Origin of the sequence: Halomicrococcus pelagicus, from assembly GCF_051917725.1 — an archaeon.
Lineage (GTDB): Archaea > Halobacteriota > Halobacteria > Halobacteriales > Haladaptataceae > Halomicrococcus.
Genome location: NZ_JBQBLX010000005.1, coordinates 98,960 through 116,643 on the forward strand (window position 1 = coordinate 98,960; position 17,684 = coordinate 116,643).

20 protein-coding genes and 1 tRNA gene are annotated in these 17,684 nt (G+C 70.1%); 16 read left to right on the plus strand and 5 right to left on the minus strand.

Annotated elements, in window-relative coordinates:
* The first annotated feature begins 48 nt into the window (after nucleotides 1-48).
* The 5 genes from ACTF4R_RS14485 to ACTF4R_RS14505 all read left to right on the plus strand — a co-directional run bounded on the left by ACTF4R_RS14485 (nucleotide 49) and on the right by ACTF4R_RS14505 (nucleotide 4,127).
* Nucleotides 49-1,035 (plus strand): DUF4129 domain-containing protein, encoded by a 987-nt coding sequence (locus tag ACTF4R_RS14485; protein WP_440008587.1) that lies wholly within the window; start codon nucleotides 49-51, stop codon nucleotides 1,033-1,035.
* Entirely contained in the window at nucleotides 1,032-1,601 is a 570-nt protein-coding gene (locus tag ACTF4R_RS14490) for a DUF7269 family protein (RefSeq protein ID WP_440008588.1), read from the plus strand. The genes ACTF4R_RS14485 and ACTF4R_RS14490 overlap by 4 nt, the downstream gene beginning before the upstream one ends.
* On the plus strand, nucleotides 1,598-2,869 hold the full coding sequence (locus ACTF4R_RS14495; RefSeq protein WP_440008589.1) for a DUF58 domain-containing protein: 1,272 nt from the start codon (nucleotides 1,598-1,600) through the stop codon (nucleotides 2,867-2,869). The genes ACTF4R_RS14490 and ACTF4R_RS14495 overlap by 4 nt, the downstream gene beginning before the upstream one ends.
* Nucleotides 2,866-3,369, plus strand: a complete 504-nt coding sequence (locus ACTF4R_RS14500; protein ID WP_440008591.1) for a DUF7519 family protein — start codon at nucleotides 2,866-2,868, stop codon at nucleotides 3,367-3,369. The genes ACTF4R_RS14495 and ACTF4R_RS14500 overlap by 4 nt, the downstream gene beginning before the upstream one ends.
* A 161-nt stretch (nucleotides 3,370-3,530) precedes the next feature.
* Nucleotides 3,531-4,127 carry a class I SAM-dependent DNA methyltransferase gene (locus tag ACTF4R_RS14505; RefSeq protein ID WP_440008593.1) on the plus strand — a complete coding sequence of 199 codons (597 nt, stop codon included), beginning with the start codon at nucleotides 3,531-3,533 and terminating at the stop codon, nucleotides 4,125-4,127.
* A 15-nt stretch (nucleotides 4,128-4,142) separates the two neighbouring features.
* Here the strand turns inward: ACTF4R_RS14505 and ACTF4R_RS14510 are convergent, their stop codons facing one another.
* Both ACTF4R_RS14510 and ACTF4R_RS14515 read right to left on the minus strand, forming a co-directional pair.
* Entirely contained in the window at nucleotides 4,143-4,322 is a 180-nt protein-coding gene (locus ACTF4R_RS14510) for a hypothetical protein (RefSeq protein ID WP_440008594.1), read from the minus strand.
* Between the two features lies 1 nt (nucleotide 4,323).
* Complete coding sequence (locus tag ACTF4R_RS14515; RefSeq protein WP_433633877.1) at nucleotides 4,324-5,274, minus strand: AAA family ATPase; 951 nt, start codon at nucleotides 5,272-5,274, stop codon at nucleotides 4,324-4,326.
* A 102-nt stretch (nucleotides 5,275-5,376) separates the two neighbouring features.
* On the opposite strand from ACTF4R_RS14515, the gene ACTF4R_RS14520 reads away from it, so the two are divergent.
* Nucleotides 5,377-5,461: transfer RNA gene (locus tag ACTF4R_RS14520), tRNA-Ser, on the plus strand.
* Between the two features lie 337 nt (nucleotides 5,462-5,798).
* Entirely contained in the window at nucleotides 5,799-6,200 is a 402-nt protein-coding gene (locus ACTF4R_RS14525) for a CBS domain-containing protein (RefSeq protein WP_433633879.1), read from the plus strand.
* 27 nt (nucleotides 6,201-6,227) lie between these two features.
* On the opposite strand, the gene ACTF4R_RS14530 is transcribed toward ACTF4R_RS14525, so the two are convergent.
* Nucleotides 6,228-6,626 (minus strand): hypothetical protein, encoded by a 399-nt coding sequence (locus tag ACTF4R_RS14530; protein ID WP_440008597.1) that lies wholly within the window; start codon nucleotides 6,624-6,626, stop codon nucleotides 6,228-6,230.
* A gap of 174 nt (nucleotides 6,627-6,800) precedes the next feature.
* Between ACTF4R_RS14530 and ACTF4R_RS14535 the strand changes: the two genes are divergently transcribed.
* The 9 genes from ACTF4R_RS14535 to ACTF4R_RS14575 all read left to right on the plus strand — a co-directional run bounded on the left by ACTF4R_RS14535 (nucleotide 6,801) and on the right by ACTF4R_RS14575 (nucleotide 14,402).
* On the plus strand, nucleotides 6,801-7,853 hold the full coding sequence (locus ACTF4R_RS14535; RefSeq protein WP_440008598.1) for a S66 family peptidase: 1,053 nt from the start codon (nucleotides 6,801-6,803) through the stop codon (nucleotides 7,851-7,853).
* 118 nt (nucleotides 7,854-7,971) lie between these two features.
* Entirely contained in the window at nucleotides 7,972-10,359 is a 2,388-nt protein-coding gene (gene mbhE / locus ACTF4R_RS14540; RefSeq protein ID WP_440008599.1) for a hydrogen gas-evolving membrane-bound hydrogenase subunit E, read from the plus strand.
* Nucleotides 10,356-10,820 carry an MnhB domain-containing protein gene (locus ACTF4R_RS14545; protein WP_433633887.1) on the plus strand — a complete coding sequence of 155 codons (465 nt, stop codon included), beginning with the start codon at nucleotides 10,356-10,358 and terminating at the stop codon, nucleotides 10,818-10,820. The genes mbhE and ACTF4R_RS14545 overlap by 4 nt, the downstream gene beginning before the upstream one ends.
* Complete coding sequence (locus ACTF4R_RS14550) at nucleotides 10,817-11,170, plus strand: sodium:proton antiporter (RefSeq protein ID WP_440008601.1); 354 nt, start codon at nucleotides 10,817-10,819, stop codon at nucleotides 11,168-11,170. Before ACTF4R_RS14545 ends, ACTF4R_RS14550 begins: the two co-directional genes overlap by 4 nt.
* A complete protein-coding gene (locus tag ACTF4R_RS14555) occupies nucleotides 11,167-12,750 on the plus strand; it encodes a complex I subunit 5 family protein (RefSeq protein WP_440008603.1) in 1,584 nt (527 codons plus the stop codon). The genes ACTF4R_RS14550 and ACTF4R_RS14555 overlap by 4 nt, the downstream gene beginning before the upstream one ends.
* Nucleotides 12,747-13,373 (plus strand): Na+/H+ antiporter subunit E, encoded by a 627-nt coding sequence (locus ACTF4R_RS14560; protein WP_440008604.1) that lies wholly within the window; start codon nucleotides 12,747-12,749, stop codon nucleotides 13,371-13,373. The genes ACTF4R_RS14555 and ACTF4R_RS14560 overlap by 4 nt, the downstream gene beginning before the upstream one ends.
* 47 nt (nucleotides 13,374-13,420) lie before the next feature.
* Entirely contained in the window at nucleotides 13,421-13,708 is a 288-nt protein-coding gene (locus ACTF4R_RS14565) for an MrpF/PhaF family protein (RefSeq protein ID WP_440008606.1), read from the plus strand.
* A complete protein-coding gene (gene mnhG, locus ACTF4R_RS14570) occupies nucleotides 13,705-14,028 on the plus strand; it encodes a monovalent cation/H(+) antiporter subunit G (RefSeq protein WP_440008607.1) in 324 nt (107 codons plus the stop codon). The genes ACTF4R_RS14565 and mnhG overlap by 4 nt, the downstream gene beginning before the upstream one ends.
* A gap of 86 nt (nucleotides 14,029-14,114) precedes the next feature.
* Nucleotides 14,115-14,402, plus strand: a complete 288-nt coding sequence (locus ACTF4R_RS14575; RefSeq protein WP_440008608.1) for a hypothetical protein — start codon at nucleotides 14,115-14,117, stop codon at nucleotides 14,400-14,402.
* Here the strand turns inward: ACTF4R_RS14575 and ACTF4R_RS14580 are convergent, their stop codons facing one another.
* Nucleotides 14,403-14,804 (minus strand): NUDIX hydrolase, encoded by a 402-nt coding sequence (locus ACTF4R_RS14580; RefSeq protein WP_440008610.1) that lies wholly within the window; start codon nucleotides 14,802-14,804, stop codon nucleotides 14,403-14,405.
* Complete coding sequence (gene mutS, locus ACTF4R_RS14585) at nucleotides 14,801-17,524, minus strand: DNA mismatch repair protein MutS (protein ID WP_440008612.1); 2,724 nt, start codon at nucleotides 17,522-17,524, stop codon at nucleotides 14,801-14,803. Before mutS ends, ACTF4R_RS14580 begins: the two co-directional genes overlap by 4 nt.
* Between the last annotated feature and the right edge of the window lie 160 nt (nucleotides 17,525-17,684).

The following is a 17,684-nucleotide window of genomic DNA, read 5'->3' on the forward strand; positions in this document are numbered from 1 at the left end:
CGCGAACCAGACAGAAAACCTAAGTTAGCTTTCACGCTATACGGGACTGTGGACCTGGATAACGCCCGCCCCATCGCAGTGGCCCTCCTCTGCGTGTTAGCGATCGCGCTCGCCGCCGCGACGCTGAACACGGCCGTCACGACCGAGAACTCCGGTGGAAGCGGTCTCGGGTGGGGCGACGGCGGAGCCGGTGTCAGCGAGTCGACCGGCAACGAGTCGGGGTCTCTCGGGGACGGGAAGCCGATAGGGGTACCCATCGACATCCCCTGCTTCCCGGTTTTGAACACGCTTCCGGCGGTCCTGTCCATCCTGTTCGGGTTCGCGGCCCTCGTCGGAGTCGCCTACCGGTGGAGGGGGTGGCTCGGAGCGTTCGCGGTCATCGGCCCCGTCGGCGTGCCGACGCTGTTCCTGCACGCGATCCTGTCCGCGTGTTCGGCGCCACCGTTCGACCGGCCCGGTAGCTTGCTGCCCAACGGGTCGAACGGCACCTCCCTCCCGTCGGGCGGAACCGGCGGGATGGGCGACGGCGGTGCGACGACGGTCACGCCGTCGACCGTCCTCCTGCTCGTGCTCGGCGTGGCGCTCGTCGGCGCGCTCGCCCTGCTCGTCCGGACCTCCGGCGGGAACGAACTCGACGAATCGGAGGCCGAGACCCCGCCGGACGACCCCGACGTGGCCGCCGTCGGTCGCGCCGCCGGCGACGCGGCCGACCGCATCGAGTCGAACGCGTCGGTCGAGAACGAGGTGTACCGCGCCTGGCGCGAGATGACCGAGCACCTCGACGTGGCAGCTCCGCAGTCGAGCACGCCCCGCGAGTTCGCCACCGCGGCCGTCGAGGCGGGGATGGACCGGTCGGACGTCGACGAACTGACGAACGTCTTCGAGGTGGTGCGCTACGGCGGCGAGTCGCCGACCGGCGAGCGCGAGCGGCGCGCCGTCGAGGCTCTCCGGCGCATCGAACGCGAGTACGCCGACGCCGATTCCGACGGCGACGCGACCGGGGGCGAGGGGAGTCCCGTCGGAGGGGAGCGATGAGCGACCGTCCGTTGCTCACCGCCGCCGGCGTCCTCGCGGCCGCGTGGGGAATCGCCGCCCTGTTCGCACCCCAGCTCGCGGCGGTCGTCAGCACGGACTACCTGTTCGTCAGGCTGGTCGGGGTGCTGGCACTGCTCCAGGGCGTCCGGGTCGTCCAGGAGCGCCGCCGGGGTTCCATCGACCAGGCCGAGACGGGCGACCCCGAGACGACCGTCTCCGTCCCGACGCCCGGCGGGGAGTTCGACGAGTCCCTTCGGCGCGTCCACGACGGCGCGCGCAAGTCGCGGTTCGAGTCGCGCAAGCGCATCCGGAAGCGACTCCAATCGACCGTCGTCGACGCCATCGCCCAGCGCGAGGGCTGCTCGTCCGACGAAGCCCGGGAGGTCGTAGAGAGCGGGGAGTGGACCGACGACCCGTACGCCGCGTCGTTCGTCGGCGGGCCGGACCCGCCCCGACGCCCGCTGCGCAAGCTGTTCCATCGGTCGTTCGACGGCGAGACGAAGTACCAGCGCCGCGCGCGCCGAACCGCCGACGCCGTCGCCCGCTACGTCGAGGAGGGACGATGACGCCGTACGAGACCAACCGCTGGCAGGGCGTCAGCGCCGTCGCCCTGCTGGCCGGCGGTGTCGGCGTCGTCGCCGGGAGTCCGGTGGTGCTGCTCGTCGGCGTCGTCGGCGTCGCGTTCGCCGCGTACGCCCGGTCCGGGTCGCCGCCGTCGACCGACGTGACCCTCTCGCGGTCGGTCAGCGACCTCGACCCGGCCCCGGGCGACGAGATTCGCGTCGAGGTGACCGTCGAGAACGCCGGCGACAGGACCCTGCCCGACCTCCGGGTCGTCGACGGCGTCCCCGGGGCGCTCCGGGTGGTGGACGGGTCGCCGCGGCTCGGCACCGCGCTCCGGCCCGGCAAGCAGGCGATGTTCGCCTACACCGTCGAGGCCGTCCGTGGCGAGCACGCGTTCGACCCGGCGACGGTCATCGCCCGCGACTTCAGCGGCGCGAGGGAACGGGAGTTCGAGGTGAAAAACGACACGACCGTCGCGTGCACGCCGGAGCTGTCCGCGACCGCCGAGGACGTTCCGCTCCGCGAGCAGACGACCCGCCACACCGGTCGAGTGACGACGAGCGAGGGCGGGGCCGGCGTGGAGTTCTACGCGACGAGGGAGTACCGGCGCGGCGACCCCGTCTCGCGCATCGACTGGAACCGTCGGGCGAAGACCGGCGAGTTGACCACCGTCGACTTCCGCCAGGAGCGGGTCGCGACCGTCGTCCTGCTCGTCGACGCCAGAGAGCAGGCGTATCTCGCCGCCGCCCCCGAATCGCCCAGCGCCGTCGAGTTCGCCGTCCGGGCCGCCGGCAAGACGTTCGCCGCGCTGCTCGACGGCGGCGACCGGGTCGGCCTCGCCGCGCTCGCCCCCGAGAACCTCTGGCTCGCGCCGGGCGCGGGCGACCACCACCGGGCCGAGGCGCGCGAACTGCTCGCGCGCTCGGAGACGCTGTCGCGCACACCTCCCGAGGAGCCGTTCTACTCGACCATCACGATGCGGTGGCTCCGGCGGCGACTCCCGACGAACGCGCAGGTGGTGTTCTTCTCGCCGCTCTGTGACGCCTACGCGCCGGAGGTCGCGCGCCGCCTCGCCGCCGCCGGCCACGCGGTCACCGTCGTCAGTCCGGACCCGACCACCGACGACTCGCCGGGCGCGCGCCTGGCGGCCGCCGAGCGCACGCGACACCTCCGGTCGCTTCGCGCCGGCGGAGTTCGGGCGGTCGACTGGGACACCGACGACGACCTCGGCGTCGTGCTGGCCCACGCAGACAGGAGGTGGCGGTCGTGAGCGGAGCGACCGTCGACCGCTCGCCGGCGCGCACGAGCCGGTTGCTCTCGCTGGTCGCGGCGTCGGTCGCCGTCGGGGCGGCCGCGCTGGCGAGTTCGACCGGCGCGCTCGCCGCGGTCGGCGGCGTCTTCCTCGTCGCCGTCGGCCTCGTTCTCGGCTCGCGCCGGTTCGTCACCGTCGGCAGCTTCGTGGCCCTGCTGGGCGTCCTCTACGGGGGTCTCTTCGCCGCGCCGCCGGAGTTCCTCATCCTCGGGACCGCGGCGGTCGTGCTCGTGTGGGACTTCGCCGAGCAGGCCATCAACGTCGGCGAGCAACTCGGCCGCGAGGCGGACACGGAGCGCCTGGAGCTGATGCACGCCGCCGGGAGCACCGCCGTCGCCGCGTCGGCCAGCGGGGTCGGCTACGGCATCTACCTGCTCGGTGCCGGTGGCCAGCCCGTGACCGCGCTCGTGTTCCTGCTCGTCGCCGCCGTGGCGCTCACCTCCGCACTCCGGCGCTGACTCGGGGACTCGCCGGTTCCCGGGCGCGAGCCGGCGCTCGCGCGGTCGGAACCGGCCGCGTCCGCGAGGGACCGGTCCAGGGGCCGGTTCCGGTGACGCTCTGGTTCGATACGGCCCCTGTCGTGACAAGATTGATTAACGTCCCGCCGCCTCGTTCGGTCGTGACGGACCCCGACACGGTCGCCACCTACCAGTCGGTCGCCGACGAGTACCGCGAGCGCCACGCCGACCGCTCCGCCGTCGCGGACCTGGTCGACCGGTTCCTCGACGCCGTCGAACCGCCCGAGGGGCGCGCGACAGCCCGGGTCGCGGACGTGGGCTGCGGCCCCGGCTGGGAGTCGGCCACGTTCGCCGAGCGCGGCCACGACGCGGTCGGCGTGGACCTCACCCCCGCCTTCCTCCGAACCGCGCGCGAGCGCGCCGGCGGCGCCGCGTTCGCCCGGATGGACATGCGACGGCTCGGCCTCGCGGCTGCGGCGTTCGACGGCCTCTGGGCCTGCGCCTCGTTCCTGCACGTGCCGCGGGGGGACGCTCCCGGAACGCTCGCGGAGTTCCGCCGCGTCCTCCGGCCGGACGGCGTCCTCTGCCTGTCGGTCAAGCGCGGCGAGGGGACGGTGGAGGGCGACACCTACGACGGGGACGCCCGGCGGTTCACGCTCTACCCGCCCGACGAACTGCGAGCGATGGTCGAGAACGCGGGCTTCGCGGTCGAGTGGCTCGGAGACGGTTCGTGGGTGCAGGTGGTCGCGCGGGCCTGACGCCGACCTCACGAGTTACTCGTCGGCTTCGGCGTCGGCGGTGAGATACCATCCGAGGCCGAGGCCGACGCCGATGGCGGCCCCGAGGGCGAGCGCGCGCGGGAGGGGGACGTCGAAGAGGAACAGTTCCACCGCGGTCGCGACGAGGAAGCCGACGACGAACTGGCCGACCGCCCTCGCGCGGCGGGACGCCACGCTACTCCACGGTCGGTACCGGCACGCTGTCCAGCACCGCCTCGACCACGTCGTCTTTGTTCACGTTGTTCACCTTCGCGTCGGGCGTGAGGACGACCCGGTGGGAGAGCACTGGGTAGGCGACGCGTTTCACGTCGTCCGGGGTGACGAACTCGCGTCCGACCATGGCGGCGCGAGCGCGGGACGCCTCGAAGAGGCGCTGGGTGCCCCGCGGCGAGACACCGACCTCCACGCGGCGGTCCTCCCGGGTCTCGCGGGCGACGGCGGCCATGTACGAGAGCAGGTCCTCCTCGACCCGGACCGTCTCGGGGACGGACTGTAGCTCCTCGACCTCGCCGTCGTCGAGGACCCGTCCGGCGGACGGGCTCTGGCTGTGGCGGTCGCCCCGGCGGCGCAGCAGTTCGACCTCGCCCTCCTCGTCGGGGTAGCCGAGGCTGGTCTTGACGACGAAGCGGTCGACCTGCGCCTCCGGCAGGGGGAAGGTCCCCTCCTGCTCGACGGGGTTCTGGGTGGCGATGACGAAGAACGGCTTCGGAAGCTCGTGGGTGTCGCCGTCTACCGTGACCTGTCGCTCCTCCATCGCCTCCAGCAGGGCGGCCTGGGTCTTCGGCGGCGCGCGGTTTATCTCGTCGGCGAGTACGACGTTGGCGAAGATGGGGCCCTCGTTGAACTCGAACTCGCGGTCCTGTTCGTTGAACACGTGCGTCCCGGTCACGTCCGCCGGGAGGAGGTCGGGCGTGAACTGTACGCGGGAGAAAGAGAGGCCGAGCGCGGCGGCGAAACTCCGTGCGGTGAGGGTCTTGCCGGTACCGGGAACGTCCTCCAGCAGGACGTGTCCCTGGGCCATGATACCCAGCAGGACGGTTTCGAGGAACTCGCGGTCGGCGATGACGGCCGTGCCGACGGCGTCGAGGACGGAATCGGACCGGGCGCTCGCGTCTGTAACGTCCATGAAATATTCGGCGACGGCCAACGGTTTTAATTTGGTGGTCAGATAGGTTCGAGTTCGGCGAATCGAAACGCATAAAATGACGACTGCAGTAGTTAGACCTGAGCCGAGGTAGCCTAGCCCGGCCAAGGCGGTTGCTTCGAGAGCAACTGTCCGTCAGGACTCAGGAGTTCAAATCTCCTCCTCGGCGCTTCTACCACTCTCACCCCCATGAGCGGCCCGCATACCTCTCGACGGACGTGAGCGGTCGCCGCGTCGAGGAGAGTCGAGTAGCCGGGTCGCGGACCCGGACAGCGCGCGAAGCGAGCGAGCAGCCCGGGGTCTCGAGGAGGGACCCCCTCTGGGGCGTCCGCTCTCGGAATCGACCGTCCGGGACCCCGCCGGACCCTCCAGTGCTCGACAGTGGAGACCGAACGCCGACTCCACGCCGTCGCTTCGACCCCGTCGAGCGCTTCGAGCGGGCGTCCCTGGCGGGAGGTAGTTCGCTGACGACAATTCTTATACCGAGCGCGACACTACAGTACCCCATGGATATCTCAGTTGCGCGACTCATGACGTCCGACCTCCAGACGGTCTCCCCCGACACCCTCGTCGAGGACGCGGCGGAGACGATGCTCGAACACGACATCGGGTCGGTCATCGTCGTCGACGACGACAACCGGCTACGGGGCATCCTGACGTCCACGGACTTCACCCAGATAGTCGCGGAGCGGTCCCCGAAGGACGAGACGCCGGTCTCCCGCTACATGAGCGAGGACGTGCTGACGGCGTCGGCGCAGGACGACATCCGCGACGTCGCCGACGCGATGATCGAACACACGATTCACCACGTGCCGGTCGTCGACGACACCGAGGGGGTCATCGGCATCATCACGACGACCGACCTCGCGGCCTACCTGTCGCGCGTCCAGACGCCGAGTCCGTCGTAACCCCGACGCCGAGACGAGGCCGCCGGGCTACAACAGCAGCGAGAAGTTGTTGACCCCGAGGTACGCGTACCAGACGCTGGCCGCGAGGTACGTCGTCGTCCGGAACGCCGCGGGGTAGCCGTCCGGCGTCCAGTCGTCGGGCGTGACGCGCCGGATGAGCAGGCCGCTCTCCGCGAGCAACGCCACCCCGACCACTGCCACCACGACCGTAATCAGCGACCCGCCGACCGTCCCGAACTTCGCCATCAACGTCCGGGTGAGCCACACGGATTCGAACACGTCGTCGCGGAGTCCGAGGACGACGACGGTGCTCACGGCGTCGAGCAACTTCCCCCCGACGAGGAGAGCGAGCAACTGGAGTCGGGTCGGCGCGAGTCGGGGCAGCCCCACGCCGGACCAGAGGTCCCCCACTGAACTGTTCGACATACGCGGGTTAACGGCAGAGCCTGTCTTTGTTATGGTACGGTTAACCACTGCGCAGCGACCCGCTGTCCGGCGCAGGGACGGCTTAACGGTTCGTTAGCCGGGGCGAGCGTCGACGGACGGCCCACGACGCGGCGGACGAAAAGGTACTTCAGGTGACCGGACGACGCCACGGACATGAGCGAGTGGGTCGTCCCGCCGAGCCTCGAACCGGGCGATAAAGTGGCCGTCGTCTCCCCGGGCACGAGTCTGGCGGAGAAGTACCCGCACGTGTACGAACTCGGTCTCGAACGTCTCGAGGAGCGGTTCGGCCTCGACCCCGTCGAGTTTCCGACCGCGACGGCGGACCCCGAGTGGCTGTACGACAACCCCGAGGCGCGCGCGAGAGACGTGATGGACGCCTTCGCCGACCCCGACATCCGGGGCGTCGTCACCACCATCGGAGGATACGACCAGGTCCGCATCCTGAAACACCTCGACCCCGAGGTGCTCGCCGAGAACCCCACGAGATTCTACGGGATAAGCGACAACACGAACGTCGAGACCGTCCTGTGGAACGAGGGCGTGGTCTCGTTCTACGGCGGCACCCTCTTCACGGAGTTCGCGATGCAGGGGTCGATGCACGACTACACCGTGGAGTACCTCGAACGAGCGCTGTTCTCGGACTCGCTCGGGGAACTCCGACCGGCCGAGCGGTTCACCGACGAGGACCTGGACTGGGCGGACCCGGAGACGCTCGACGAGCGTCGCGAGATGGAGCCGAATCCGGGCTGGACGTGGCGCGGCGGCGACGAACGCGTCACCGGCCGAACGTGGGGTGGCTGCCTGTCGGTGGTCGACCAGCAGCTCTCCGTGAACCGCTACGTGCCCGACCCCGACGCCCTGGACGGTGCGGTGCTCCTGCTCGAGACCTCGGAGGAGCTACCGAGCGCCATGGACGTGCGCTGGACGATGACGGCGATGGGCGAGCGCGGCCTGCTGGAGCGGTTCGACGCCGTCCTCGTCGGCCGCGCGAAGGCCCGTTCTCTCGACGTCGAGCGGTCGCCAGAGGAGCGGGCAGCGTACCGCGAGCGCCAGCGTGAGACCGTCGCGGAGGTCGTCGCGGAGTACAACTCCGACGCGCCGGTCGTGTTCGACCTCGACTTCGGCCACACCGCGCCCGTCGCACCGGTGCCGGTGGGCGGCGAGGTGACCGTCGACCCGGGCGACGAGCGCATCGAGTTCGCCTGACTGCGGGCCGGTCGGGCTCGCCAGCCGGGTCAGTTCGGGCGGAACTGCGCCGATTCGAACCTCCGCTGGCTCCGGAGTTTGAGAACTGTTAAGTCAGGTCCGCGGTTCACTCTCGAACGTGCAACCGACATCGGAACCGGCAGCCGTGGTTGTACTCGCGCTGGTCGTGCTCCCGTTCGCGGCGGCGGCGGTGACGCCGCTCGTCTACCGCGTTCTCGGCGAGCGCACCGCCTACTACGCGGCGGCGGTGGCGCTGGCCTGCTTCGGGCTGGTCGCCAGCCAGTACGGTACTCACGGGTCGGTCTCGTTCGACTGGATTCCCGCGCTCGGCGTCTCCCTGCGGTTCTACGTCGACGGCCTGTCGCTGCTCATCGGCTTCCTGGCCAGCGGCGTCGGCGTACTCATCCTCACCTACTCCAGGGGGTACATGCACGACGAACCGGGCAAGGCGAAGTACTACACCGCGCTCCTGGCGTTCATGGGGTCGATGCTCGGCGTCGCGTTCGCCGCCGACCTCGTCGCGCTGTTCGTCTTCTGGGAGCTGACGAGCCTGTCGTCGTTCATCCTCATCGGCCACTACAGCGACCAGGCGTCCTCGCAGTACGCCGCCCGGAAGTCGATGCTCATCACCGTCTCCGGCGGCCTGTTCATGCTCGTCGGCTTCCTGCTGCTCGCGAACGTGACGGGCACGTTCGACCTGTCGTGGATAGTGAACCACCCCGAGCAGGTGCGTGAGTCGCTCCACTCGGCCGGGCTGTTCGTCCCCGTGCTCGGTCTCGTCGCTATCGGCGCGGCGGCCAAGTCCGCGCAGGTGCCGCTCCACGTCTGGCTGCCGAACGCGATGGAGGCCCCGACGCCCGTCTCGGCGTTCCTCCACTCCGCGACGATGGTGAAAGCCGGCGTCTACCTCGTCGGCCGTTTCCGGCCCGTCTTCCTGCCGGAGGGCGTCCACGGGATTCCGGAGTGGTCCGCGGTCTTCACCGTGCTCGGCCTCGCGACGATGACGATAGCCGCCATCCTCGCCGTCGCCGCCACCGACATCAAGGAACTGCTGGCGTACTCGACGGCGAGCCACCTCGGCCTCATCGTCGCCGGGTTCGGGTTCGCCTCCGACCTCGGCGCGGAGACGGGTGCCTTCCACATCCTCAACCACGCGCTGTTCAAGGCTGCGCTGTTCCTCGTCGCCGGCATCATCGCCCACGAGGCGGGCACCCGGAAGATAGCCGAACTCGGCGGCCTCTGGGACGACCTGCCCGTGACCGGTGCCATCACGGTCGTCGCCGCGCTCGGGATGGCCGGCGTCCCGCCGTTCAACGGCTTCTACTCCAAGGAGTTCCTGTTCGACGCGGCCTACCACGCCGCGGAACTGCAGGGCGGCCTGGCGTGGCTCTACCCCGTCGTCGCCGTCTTCGGGAGCGTCTTCACCTTCCTCTACTCGATTCGGTTCCTGATGCTCTTCTTCGGCGACAAGCCCGACCGACTGCACGTCCACAGCCCGCCGAAGGCGATGCTCGTCCCGCCGGCGATCCTCGGCGTGCTCGCCGCGCTCGTCGGTCTCGGCGGGGTCACCGCCACGTTCGGCGTCGCTCCCGCGGCGCTCGACCACTTCGTCGCCGAGGTGATGGGGAGCGTCTCCCCGCCGGGTACCGAGGTGCACTTCAGTTACTACCTGCCGGACCACGTCACGCCGCCGGTGCTCATGAGCGCGATAACCATCGCGGTCGGGGCGGCGGCCTACCCCTTCTACGACGACCTCCACCGGGGCATCAACCGCCTCCTGTCGGTGGACCCGCTCCGGGCGAACTGGTGGTACGACGGCACCGTTGACGGACTGAACGAGGCGAGCGCGACCGCCGTTCCCCGGATCCAGACCGGTCTGCTCCGGACCTACGCGACGTGGACGCTGGCGGGCGTCGTCGCGCTCGCGCTCGGGGGCTACCTCGCCGCGAGCGTCGCGCTGCCGGCGTTCGAGTTCGCGCCGGACATGACGCTGCCGCTCGCGCTCGTGCTCGGCGTCGCCGTCGTCGGCGCGACGGCGGTCGCCCTCGCACCATCCCACATCTCGGGCGTGCTCACCCTCTCCATCCTCGGGTTCATGGTCGCCATCTTCTACGTGCTGGCGGACGCGCCGGACCTCGCGCTCACCCAGCTCGTCGTCGAGACGCTGACGCTGGTCATCTTCCTGCTCGTGCTCGACCGCCTGCCGGCGTTCTACGGCGAACTGAAGCGGTCCAGGGCGGTCAGGGACGGCGCGCTCTCGCTCGCGGTCGGCGCGACGGTGGCCGTCACCGTGCTCGTCTCGACGGCCGCCCAGCCCGACCTCATCGCGTCGTACTTCATCGACTCGCACAACACCGTCGACGTGGCCGGCGGTCACAACATCGTCAACGTCATCCTGGTGGACTACCGAGCGTTCGACACGATGGGCGAGATATCCGTCGTCGCGATGGCCGCTCTCTCTGTACTGACCCTCGTCGCCATGCGGGAGCGAGGTGGGACGCAATGACGACGGTCATCTCGCGCACCGTCACGCGCACGGTGGTACCGATAATCCTCGTCACCGCCATCGCGCTGATGCTCCAGGGACACAACCTCCCCGGCGGCGGCTTCATCGCGGGCGTGCTGACGACGACAGCGTTCGCGCTCATCTACATCGTCTACGGGCTGAACTACCTGGAGGAGGAACTGTTCGAGCGGGTCGTCCGCGGACCCATCGAACACCTACAGTACGGCATCGTCGAGAACTACCGCGCCCTGTTCGCCGTCGGCCTCGCGCTGGCGGCGGGGAGCGGCATCGTCGCCGTCGCGTTCGGCGACGCGTTCCTCTACCAGACGTTCTGGGTGCTGCACCACGTCCCCGTCTACGGCGAACTGCACGTCGCAAGCGCGCTGGCGTTCGACACGGGGGTCTACCTCGTCGTCGTCGGGGCGCTCCTGACCATCCTCTCGGTGGTGGGAGCCGAATGACCCAGCTCGTCCTCGCCGGCGTCATCGGCGCGCTGTTCGCGCTCGGGACGTTCCTCGTCCTGCGCCGGGACGTCGTCCGGGTCGTCTGGGGCGTCGTCATCATCAGCCAGGCGGCGAACGTCTACCTCGTGACCATGGGCGGCCTCGGCGGGGGCGTCCCGTTCCTGCCGGACGCGCACGGCGGCGGTCACGGCGGGGCGGTGAACGTCACCGACCCACTCGTCCAGGCGCTCGTGCTGACCGCCATCGTCATCAGCTTCGGGACGACGGCGTTCGCGCTCGTGCTGTCGTACCGCGTCTACGAGGAACACGGCACCATCGACATGAACGAACTGGGTGATTCGGCATGAACCAACTCGTCGTCGCGCCGCTGGTCGTGGCGCTCGTGACGGCCATCGGAACGTTGCTCGTGCGCAAACTCCCCCGCCTCCAGCGCGGGGTAAGTCTGCTCGGCGGCGTCGGGTACGCCGTCGCGGTCGCGCTGCTGTGGGGCGAGGTCGACCCTCTCGGGGCGGCCGAGACGATACCGTACCAGCTCTCGGGCTGGCCGGCGCCGTACGGCATCTCCATCGTCGCCGACCCGCTGTCGGCGTTCATGCTCGCGCTGGCGGCGACCGTGTCGCTCGCCGCGCTCGTGTTCTCCGTCCAGTACGTCGACGCGTTCGGCCAGCGGCTCTCGTACCATCCGCTGTACCACTTCATGATGGTCGGCGTCACCGGCTCGTTCCTCACCGGCGACGTGTTCAACCTGTTCGTCTGGTTCGAGGTGATGCTGATGTCGAGCTACGTGCTCGTCGTCTTCTACTCCGGGCCGGAACACACCCGCGCCGCGCTCCACTACGTCGTCCTCAACCTCGTCGGGAGCGCCGTCATGCTCCTGGCCATCGGGGGGCTCTACTCCACGGTCGGCACGCTGAACATGGCCGACCTCGCGCGACGACTGGCGGCTCCCGCGCAGTACGGGGTCGACACGCTGCCCGTCCTCGGCCTGTCGGCGCTCCTCTTCGCGGTCTTCGCGCTCAAGGCCGGCCTCGTTCCGTTCCAGTTCTGGGTGCCGGCGGCGTACCGCGCCGCTCCCGCGCCGGTGTCCGCGATGCTCGCGGGCGTCGTGAAGAAGGTCGGCGTCTACGCCATCGTCCGACTGTACTTCACCGTCTTCTCGGCGCTGTCGCTACAGGGCCTCTCGCTGCCCGGACTCACCGACCCGGTGGGGGTCCCCTCGGCGCTCGCGTTCTTCGGTCCCGTCCTGTTCGTCATGGCGGCCGCGAGCATCCTCGTCGGGGGCCTCGGCGCGGTGAGCCGGGCCGACGTGGACGGCCTGCTGGCGTACTCGTCCATCGGCCAGATCGGGTTCATCGTCCTGCCGCTGGCCATCGGCGCGACCGTCCCGGACGTGCGCGTGCTGGCCGTGACGGCGGCGCTCGTCTACGCGCTCAACCACGCGCTGGCCAAGGGCCTGCTCTTCCTCGTCTCCGGGTCGGTGTACTCCGCGGCGGGGACGATACAGTTCGACGAACTCGGGGGACTGACCCGCGAGAACCCCGTGCTCTCCGGCACCTTCTTCGTCGGAGCGCTGTCGCTCATCGGCATCCCGCCGCTGTCGGGCTTCTTCGGAAAGATGCTCGTGTTCGACGTGGCGGGGCAGGCCCGGGCGACGGCGGCGGTCGCGCTGGCGCTCGTCGGTGCGATGCTCACCATCGCGTACTTATCGCTGGCGTGGAACCGCGGCTTCTGGGGGTCGAAGAGCCTGGCGGTCCGACACGGCAACCCGGCGACGGGCGTCGCCGTCGCCGTCGCGATGGCGGCCGTCGTCGTGGTGGTCGGCGTCGGGTTCGACCCGGTCTTCCGCGCGGCCGAGGCGGCGGCGAACGCGGCCATCGACCGCCAGGGCTACGTCCAGGCCGTCGGTCCGGGAGGTGGGCACGCGTGAGAGTCCGCAAGTGGCCGGTCGTCGGCGTCGTTCTCGCCCTGCTGTGGCTGTTCGTCCGCGGCGTCGACGGCCTCGACACCGTGGTCGGCGAGTTCCTCATCGGCCTCGCCGTCGGCCTCCCCATCGCCTTCGCCTTCCGCCGGTTCTACACGCAGGACACCCAACTCGGCCGGAACGTCCGGGCCGCGCCGTACGCCGGACTGTACGTCGCCGTCTTCCTGAAGGAACTCGCGACGGCGAACGTCGACGTGGCGTACCGCGTGCTCGCTCCCGGGATGCCGATTCGCCCCGGCGTCGTCGTCGTCCCGCTGCGCGTCGAGACGGACGGCGCGATAACCACCATCGCCAACAGCATCACGCTCACGCCGGGAACGCTGACCATGGATTACGACGAGGAGACCAACGTGCTCTACGTGCACAGCATCGACGCCCGCGACCGACAGTCCATCGTCGACCCCATCCGGACGTGGGAGGACTACGCCCTCGTCCTGTTCGACGAGGAGAGCAAACCCCGCGACCCGGTGCCGGAGATGCCCGCCCGCTATCGTGGTCAGGGGGCGGACGAGCGCGAGCCACGTCGCGTGGAACGACGAAACGACGGAGGTGAGCGCGATGCGAAGTGAGCGCGAGCCGCGTCGTGCAGGAGCGCGGAACGACGGAGGTGAGAAGCGTGGCGTCTGACCCGGAACTCCTCCGTCTCGCCGTGAACGGCGGCCTGATTCTGGCCAGCGCGCTCACGCTGCTGGCCGGCTACCGGGTCATCCGCGGACCGACGGTCCCCGACCGGGTCGTCGCGCTCGACACCATCGCGACGAACGTCGTCGCCATCGCGGTCCTGTTCGCGCTCCAGACGGGCGAGGGCCTGTTCGTCACGGTGAGCCTCGTGCTCGCTATCATCGGGTTCATCAGCACCATCGCGGTCAGCCAGTACGTCATCGAGGGGGACATCATCAAATGAATCTCCAGCACATCGTCGTCGTCGCGCTCGTCGTCGTCGGGAGCTTCTTCCTCGCGGTCGGTACCATCGGCCTCCTGCGACTCCCCGACGTGTACAACCGGTTGCACGCCACCAGCAAGTCCACCACGCTCGGGGCGGCCTCGCTCTTCCTGGCGGGGTTCGTCTACTACGGCGGTGCGGGGGCGGGCCTGACCTCGCTCGTCGGCATCGCCTTCCTGTTCATCACCGCGCCGACCGGCGCGCACATGATATCGCGGTCCGCCCACCGGATGGGCATCGATTTCCACGGCCAGGACGCCGAGTGGCCCGAGGAGGAGTAGCGACGCGAACGGTCGCCGCCCGGTTCCGACGTGCCGACGGGCGGGGCCAGCACACTTACGCACGCCCGTCGCGTGAGTTCGTGACCATGGCATCGTTCACCGAAACGCTGGACGAACTCCTGCCGGGCCACGACCTCACGATAACGCTCGACGACGGAACGACGATGGAGGGACGCGCCAGTCCGGTCCGCTACGTTCCCGACGACCGGTTCCGCATCGAGATCGACCCTGCGGACGAGTCCATCCGCCGCTGCGAGGTCAGTTCCGAGTACGTCGACGGCGCGTGGGAGCCCCCGCAGGTTCGCCACTACGCCCTCGGGGACGACGACTGGACGGTCGTCGGCGAGGCAGAGAACCTGCAGATAAGCCGGTAGTCAGCGTCCGTCGATCTCGGCCGCGCGCTCGACCCCGATTCGCTGGGCCTCGTTCAGGCGTTCCTCCGTCGCGCCCGGCGAGCACCACACGGCCTCTACGTGCTCGTCGCTGAGCGTCACGACCCGCGATTCGACGTGACACCGGTAGACGACGGAGTATCGCCCGTCGTCGTCGTGATTCTGCCACGCGGCCGTGTACACCGGCCACCCCACCTCCGCGTCCAGCCCCGTCTCCTCCCGTATCTCGCGGCGGAGCGCGTCTTCGGTCACCTCGCCGCGTTCGATGCGACCGCCGGGGAGCTCCCAGCTCTCGTCGTCCGTCCGGAGCACGAGCACGTCGCCCTCCGGTTCGAACAGCGCCGCTTTCTGGCTGATGGTCGCCCGGAGATGCGGGTCGGTCATCGGTCCCCCGCTCCGCGTTCGTCGGCGAGTCGCTCCTGCCACTCGTTGACCCGTTCCATCAGCTCCAGCGGCGACGTGTCGGCAACCTCGACGTCCGCGAGTTCGTCCAGCACGTCCGCGGTGGCCGGGTCGAGCGACGCCGAACCGCTCCCGTCGCCCGCCGTCTCGGCCGTCGCCGGTGCGCTCGCCGTGCGTTCGCCCGCCTCGGGCGACGACGCGTCGGGCGACGCGCCGTTCTGGAAGCTCTCCGACCCGAGGTCGAAGACGGCCTGGACCGTCTCGTCGGACTCAGAACCGCGAGCCTCGATGGCCTTCTCGTCGCGCAGTCGCTCCAGCACCTCGCGCGACCGGTCGACGACAGGGGCGGGCACTCCCGCGAGGTCCGCGACGTGGATGCCGTACGAGCGGTCCGTCGGCCCGTCCCGAACGGTGCGGAGGAAGGTCACGTCGCCGTCCGACTCGTCCGCCGCGACGTGGACGTTCTCGACGCGGGGCAGGTGGTCCGCGAGCGTCGTGAGTTCGTGGTAGTGGGTGGCGAAGAGCGTCTTCGCCCGCACCTCGTTGTGGAGGTACTCCGTGGCGGCCCAGGCGATGGAGATACCGTCGTACGTCGCGGTGCCGCGGCCGACCTCGTCGAGGACGACCAGCGAGTCCTCAGTCGCGGAGTGGAGGATGTTGCTCAGTTCCTGCATCTCGACCATGAAGGTCGAGCGGCCCTGCGCGAGTTCGTCGAGCGCGCCGACGCGGGTGAAGACGGCGTCCACGAGGCCCACCCGCGCCTCGTCGGCGGGGACGAAGCTCCCCACCTGCGCCAGCAGGACGACGAGCGCGGCCTGGCGCATGTACGTCGACTTCCCGCTCATGTTCGGCCCCGTCACGACGAGGAACTCGCGACCGGCGTCGGAACCGGACGTCCCCATCCGCAGGTCGTTCGGCACGAACTCGGTGGTCTGCTCGACGACCGGGTGGCGACCCTGCCGGATTTCGAGCCCGGAGTCCGCGAGTTCGGGGCGCACCCACCCGTTCTCGACGGCGTGGACCGCGAAGCTGGCGAGCACGTCGAGTTCCGCGAGCGCCCGACCGACGTCCTGGAGAAGTTCCGCGCGGGCGGCGACGCGAGCGCGGAGTTCTTCGAACAGTTCGTACTCCAGGTCGCCGCGCCGCTCTTCGAGGCGCAGAATCTCGCGCTCGCGCTCCTGGAGTTCGTCGGTGACGTACCGCTCGGAGTTCTTCAGCGTCTTGATGGCCTCGTACTCCTCGGGCACCTCGTCCGTCTCGGACTGGCCGACCTGGACGTAGTAGCCGTCGGTCTTGTTGCGGTCGACCTGGAGGTGGGTGATGCCGGTGCGGCGCTTCTCTCGCTCCGCCAGGGTGTCTATCCACTCGACGTCCTCCTCGTACTGCTCGACGAGGGCGTCCAGTTCGTCGTCGTACCCCGTCCGGAAGAGGCCGCCCTGCGTGACGGTGCCCGGCGGGTCCTCGGCCAGCGCGTCGGCGAGTTCCGCCCTGAGCGCGTCGGCCGCCTCGCGGTCCGGTCGCTCGACCACGTCGACGAGCGGGGAGTCAGCGAGCGTCGGGTCGGACGCGACGGCGTCGGCGACGTCGGGGAGCACGGCGAGGGCGTCCCGTACCCGGAGCAGGTCGCGGGCGTCGGCGCTTCCGTGGGCCGCCTTGCTCGCCAGCCGTTCGAGGTCGTAGGCGTCGTCCAGGCGCTCCCGCACGCGCTCGCGGGCCAGCGCGGCCTCCGCGAACGCGGCGACGCCGTCCTGGCGCTCGGTGAGCAGGTCCGGCGAGCGACGGGGGCGCTGGAGCCACTCCTTCAGCAGGCGCTTTCCCGGACTGGTGACGGTGTGGTCGACCGTGGCGAACAGCGACCCCTCGCGGTCGCCCTGCATCGTCTCGGTGAGTTCGAGGTTGCGCTGGGTCGTCGCGTCGAGTTCGACGTGGTCCCCCCGCCGGTACTGCTGGAGCCGGGTCATCGACTCCCGCACCCCGGTGCCGGTCGTCTCGACGTAGTCCAGGACCGCGCCCGCCGCCCGGACGGCCGGGGAGTCCCCGGCGTTCGCGTCGAGGCCGACGCTCGACAGCGCCGCTTCGCCGAACTGCTCGCGGGCGACGTGGCGGGCCTTGCCGGGCGCGAAGGCGTTGGCCTCGTGGAGCGACAGCGAGGCGTCCACTCGCTCCCGGAGACGGGAGAGGAACTCGTCGTCGTTGCGCACGTCCGGACCCGGCAGCACCTCCGCGGGCGCGAAGCGGTAGAGTTCCGTCAGCGCGGCGTCCGCGTCCTCGACGTCGGTCACGAGGAACCGACCGGTCGTCACGTCGGCGAACGCGAGGCCGACGTCCTCGTCGCACACGACGGCGGCGAGGTACCGGGCGTCCGTGTCGGTCGTCTCCAGCAGCGTCCCGGGCGTGACCACGCGCGTCACCTCCCGGGCGTGGCCGTCGTCAGTCTCGTGCTGGTCGGCGACGGCGACCCGGTAACCGCGCTCGACGAGGCTCTTGAGATACGGCGTCAGGTCGTCGACGGGAACGCCGGCCATCGGATAGCTGCTCCCGTGGCTCGACTTCTGGGAGACCTTCAGGTCAAGCGCGTCCGCGACGAGTTCCGCGTCCTCGCCGAAGAACTCGTAGAAGTCGCCCACCTGCATCGTCAGCACGTCCGCGTCCGCCTCCTCCTTGAGCGAGAGGAACTCCCCCACGATGCCGCCCTCGCTCACGGTGACATCACCTCGAAGCGGGACCGCAAGCGTGCGAATCGCGTCTGCAGAGTCATACTCTCTTCCAGTCCCGGCGCGACCAAAACGGTGTGGGTTCTCCGCCAACGTCGGCCGATTTCGGGGTTCCGAACAGTTTCCGCGAGCGACGGTTCCGGTGCCG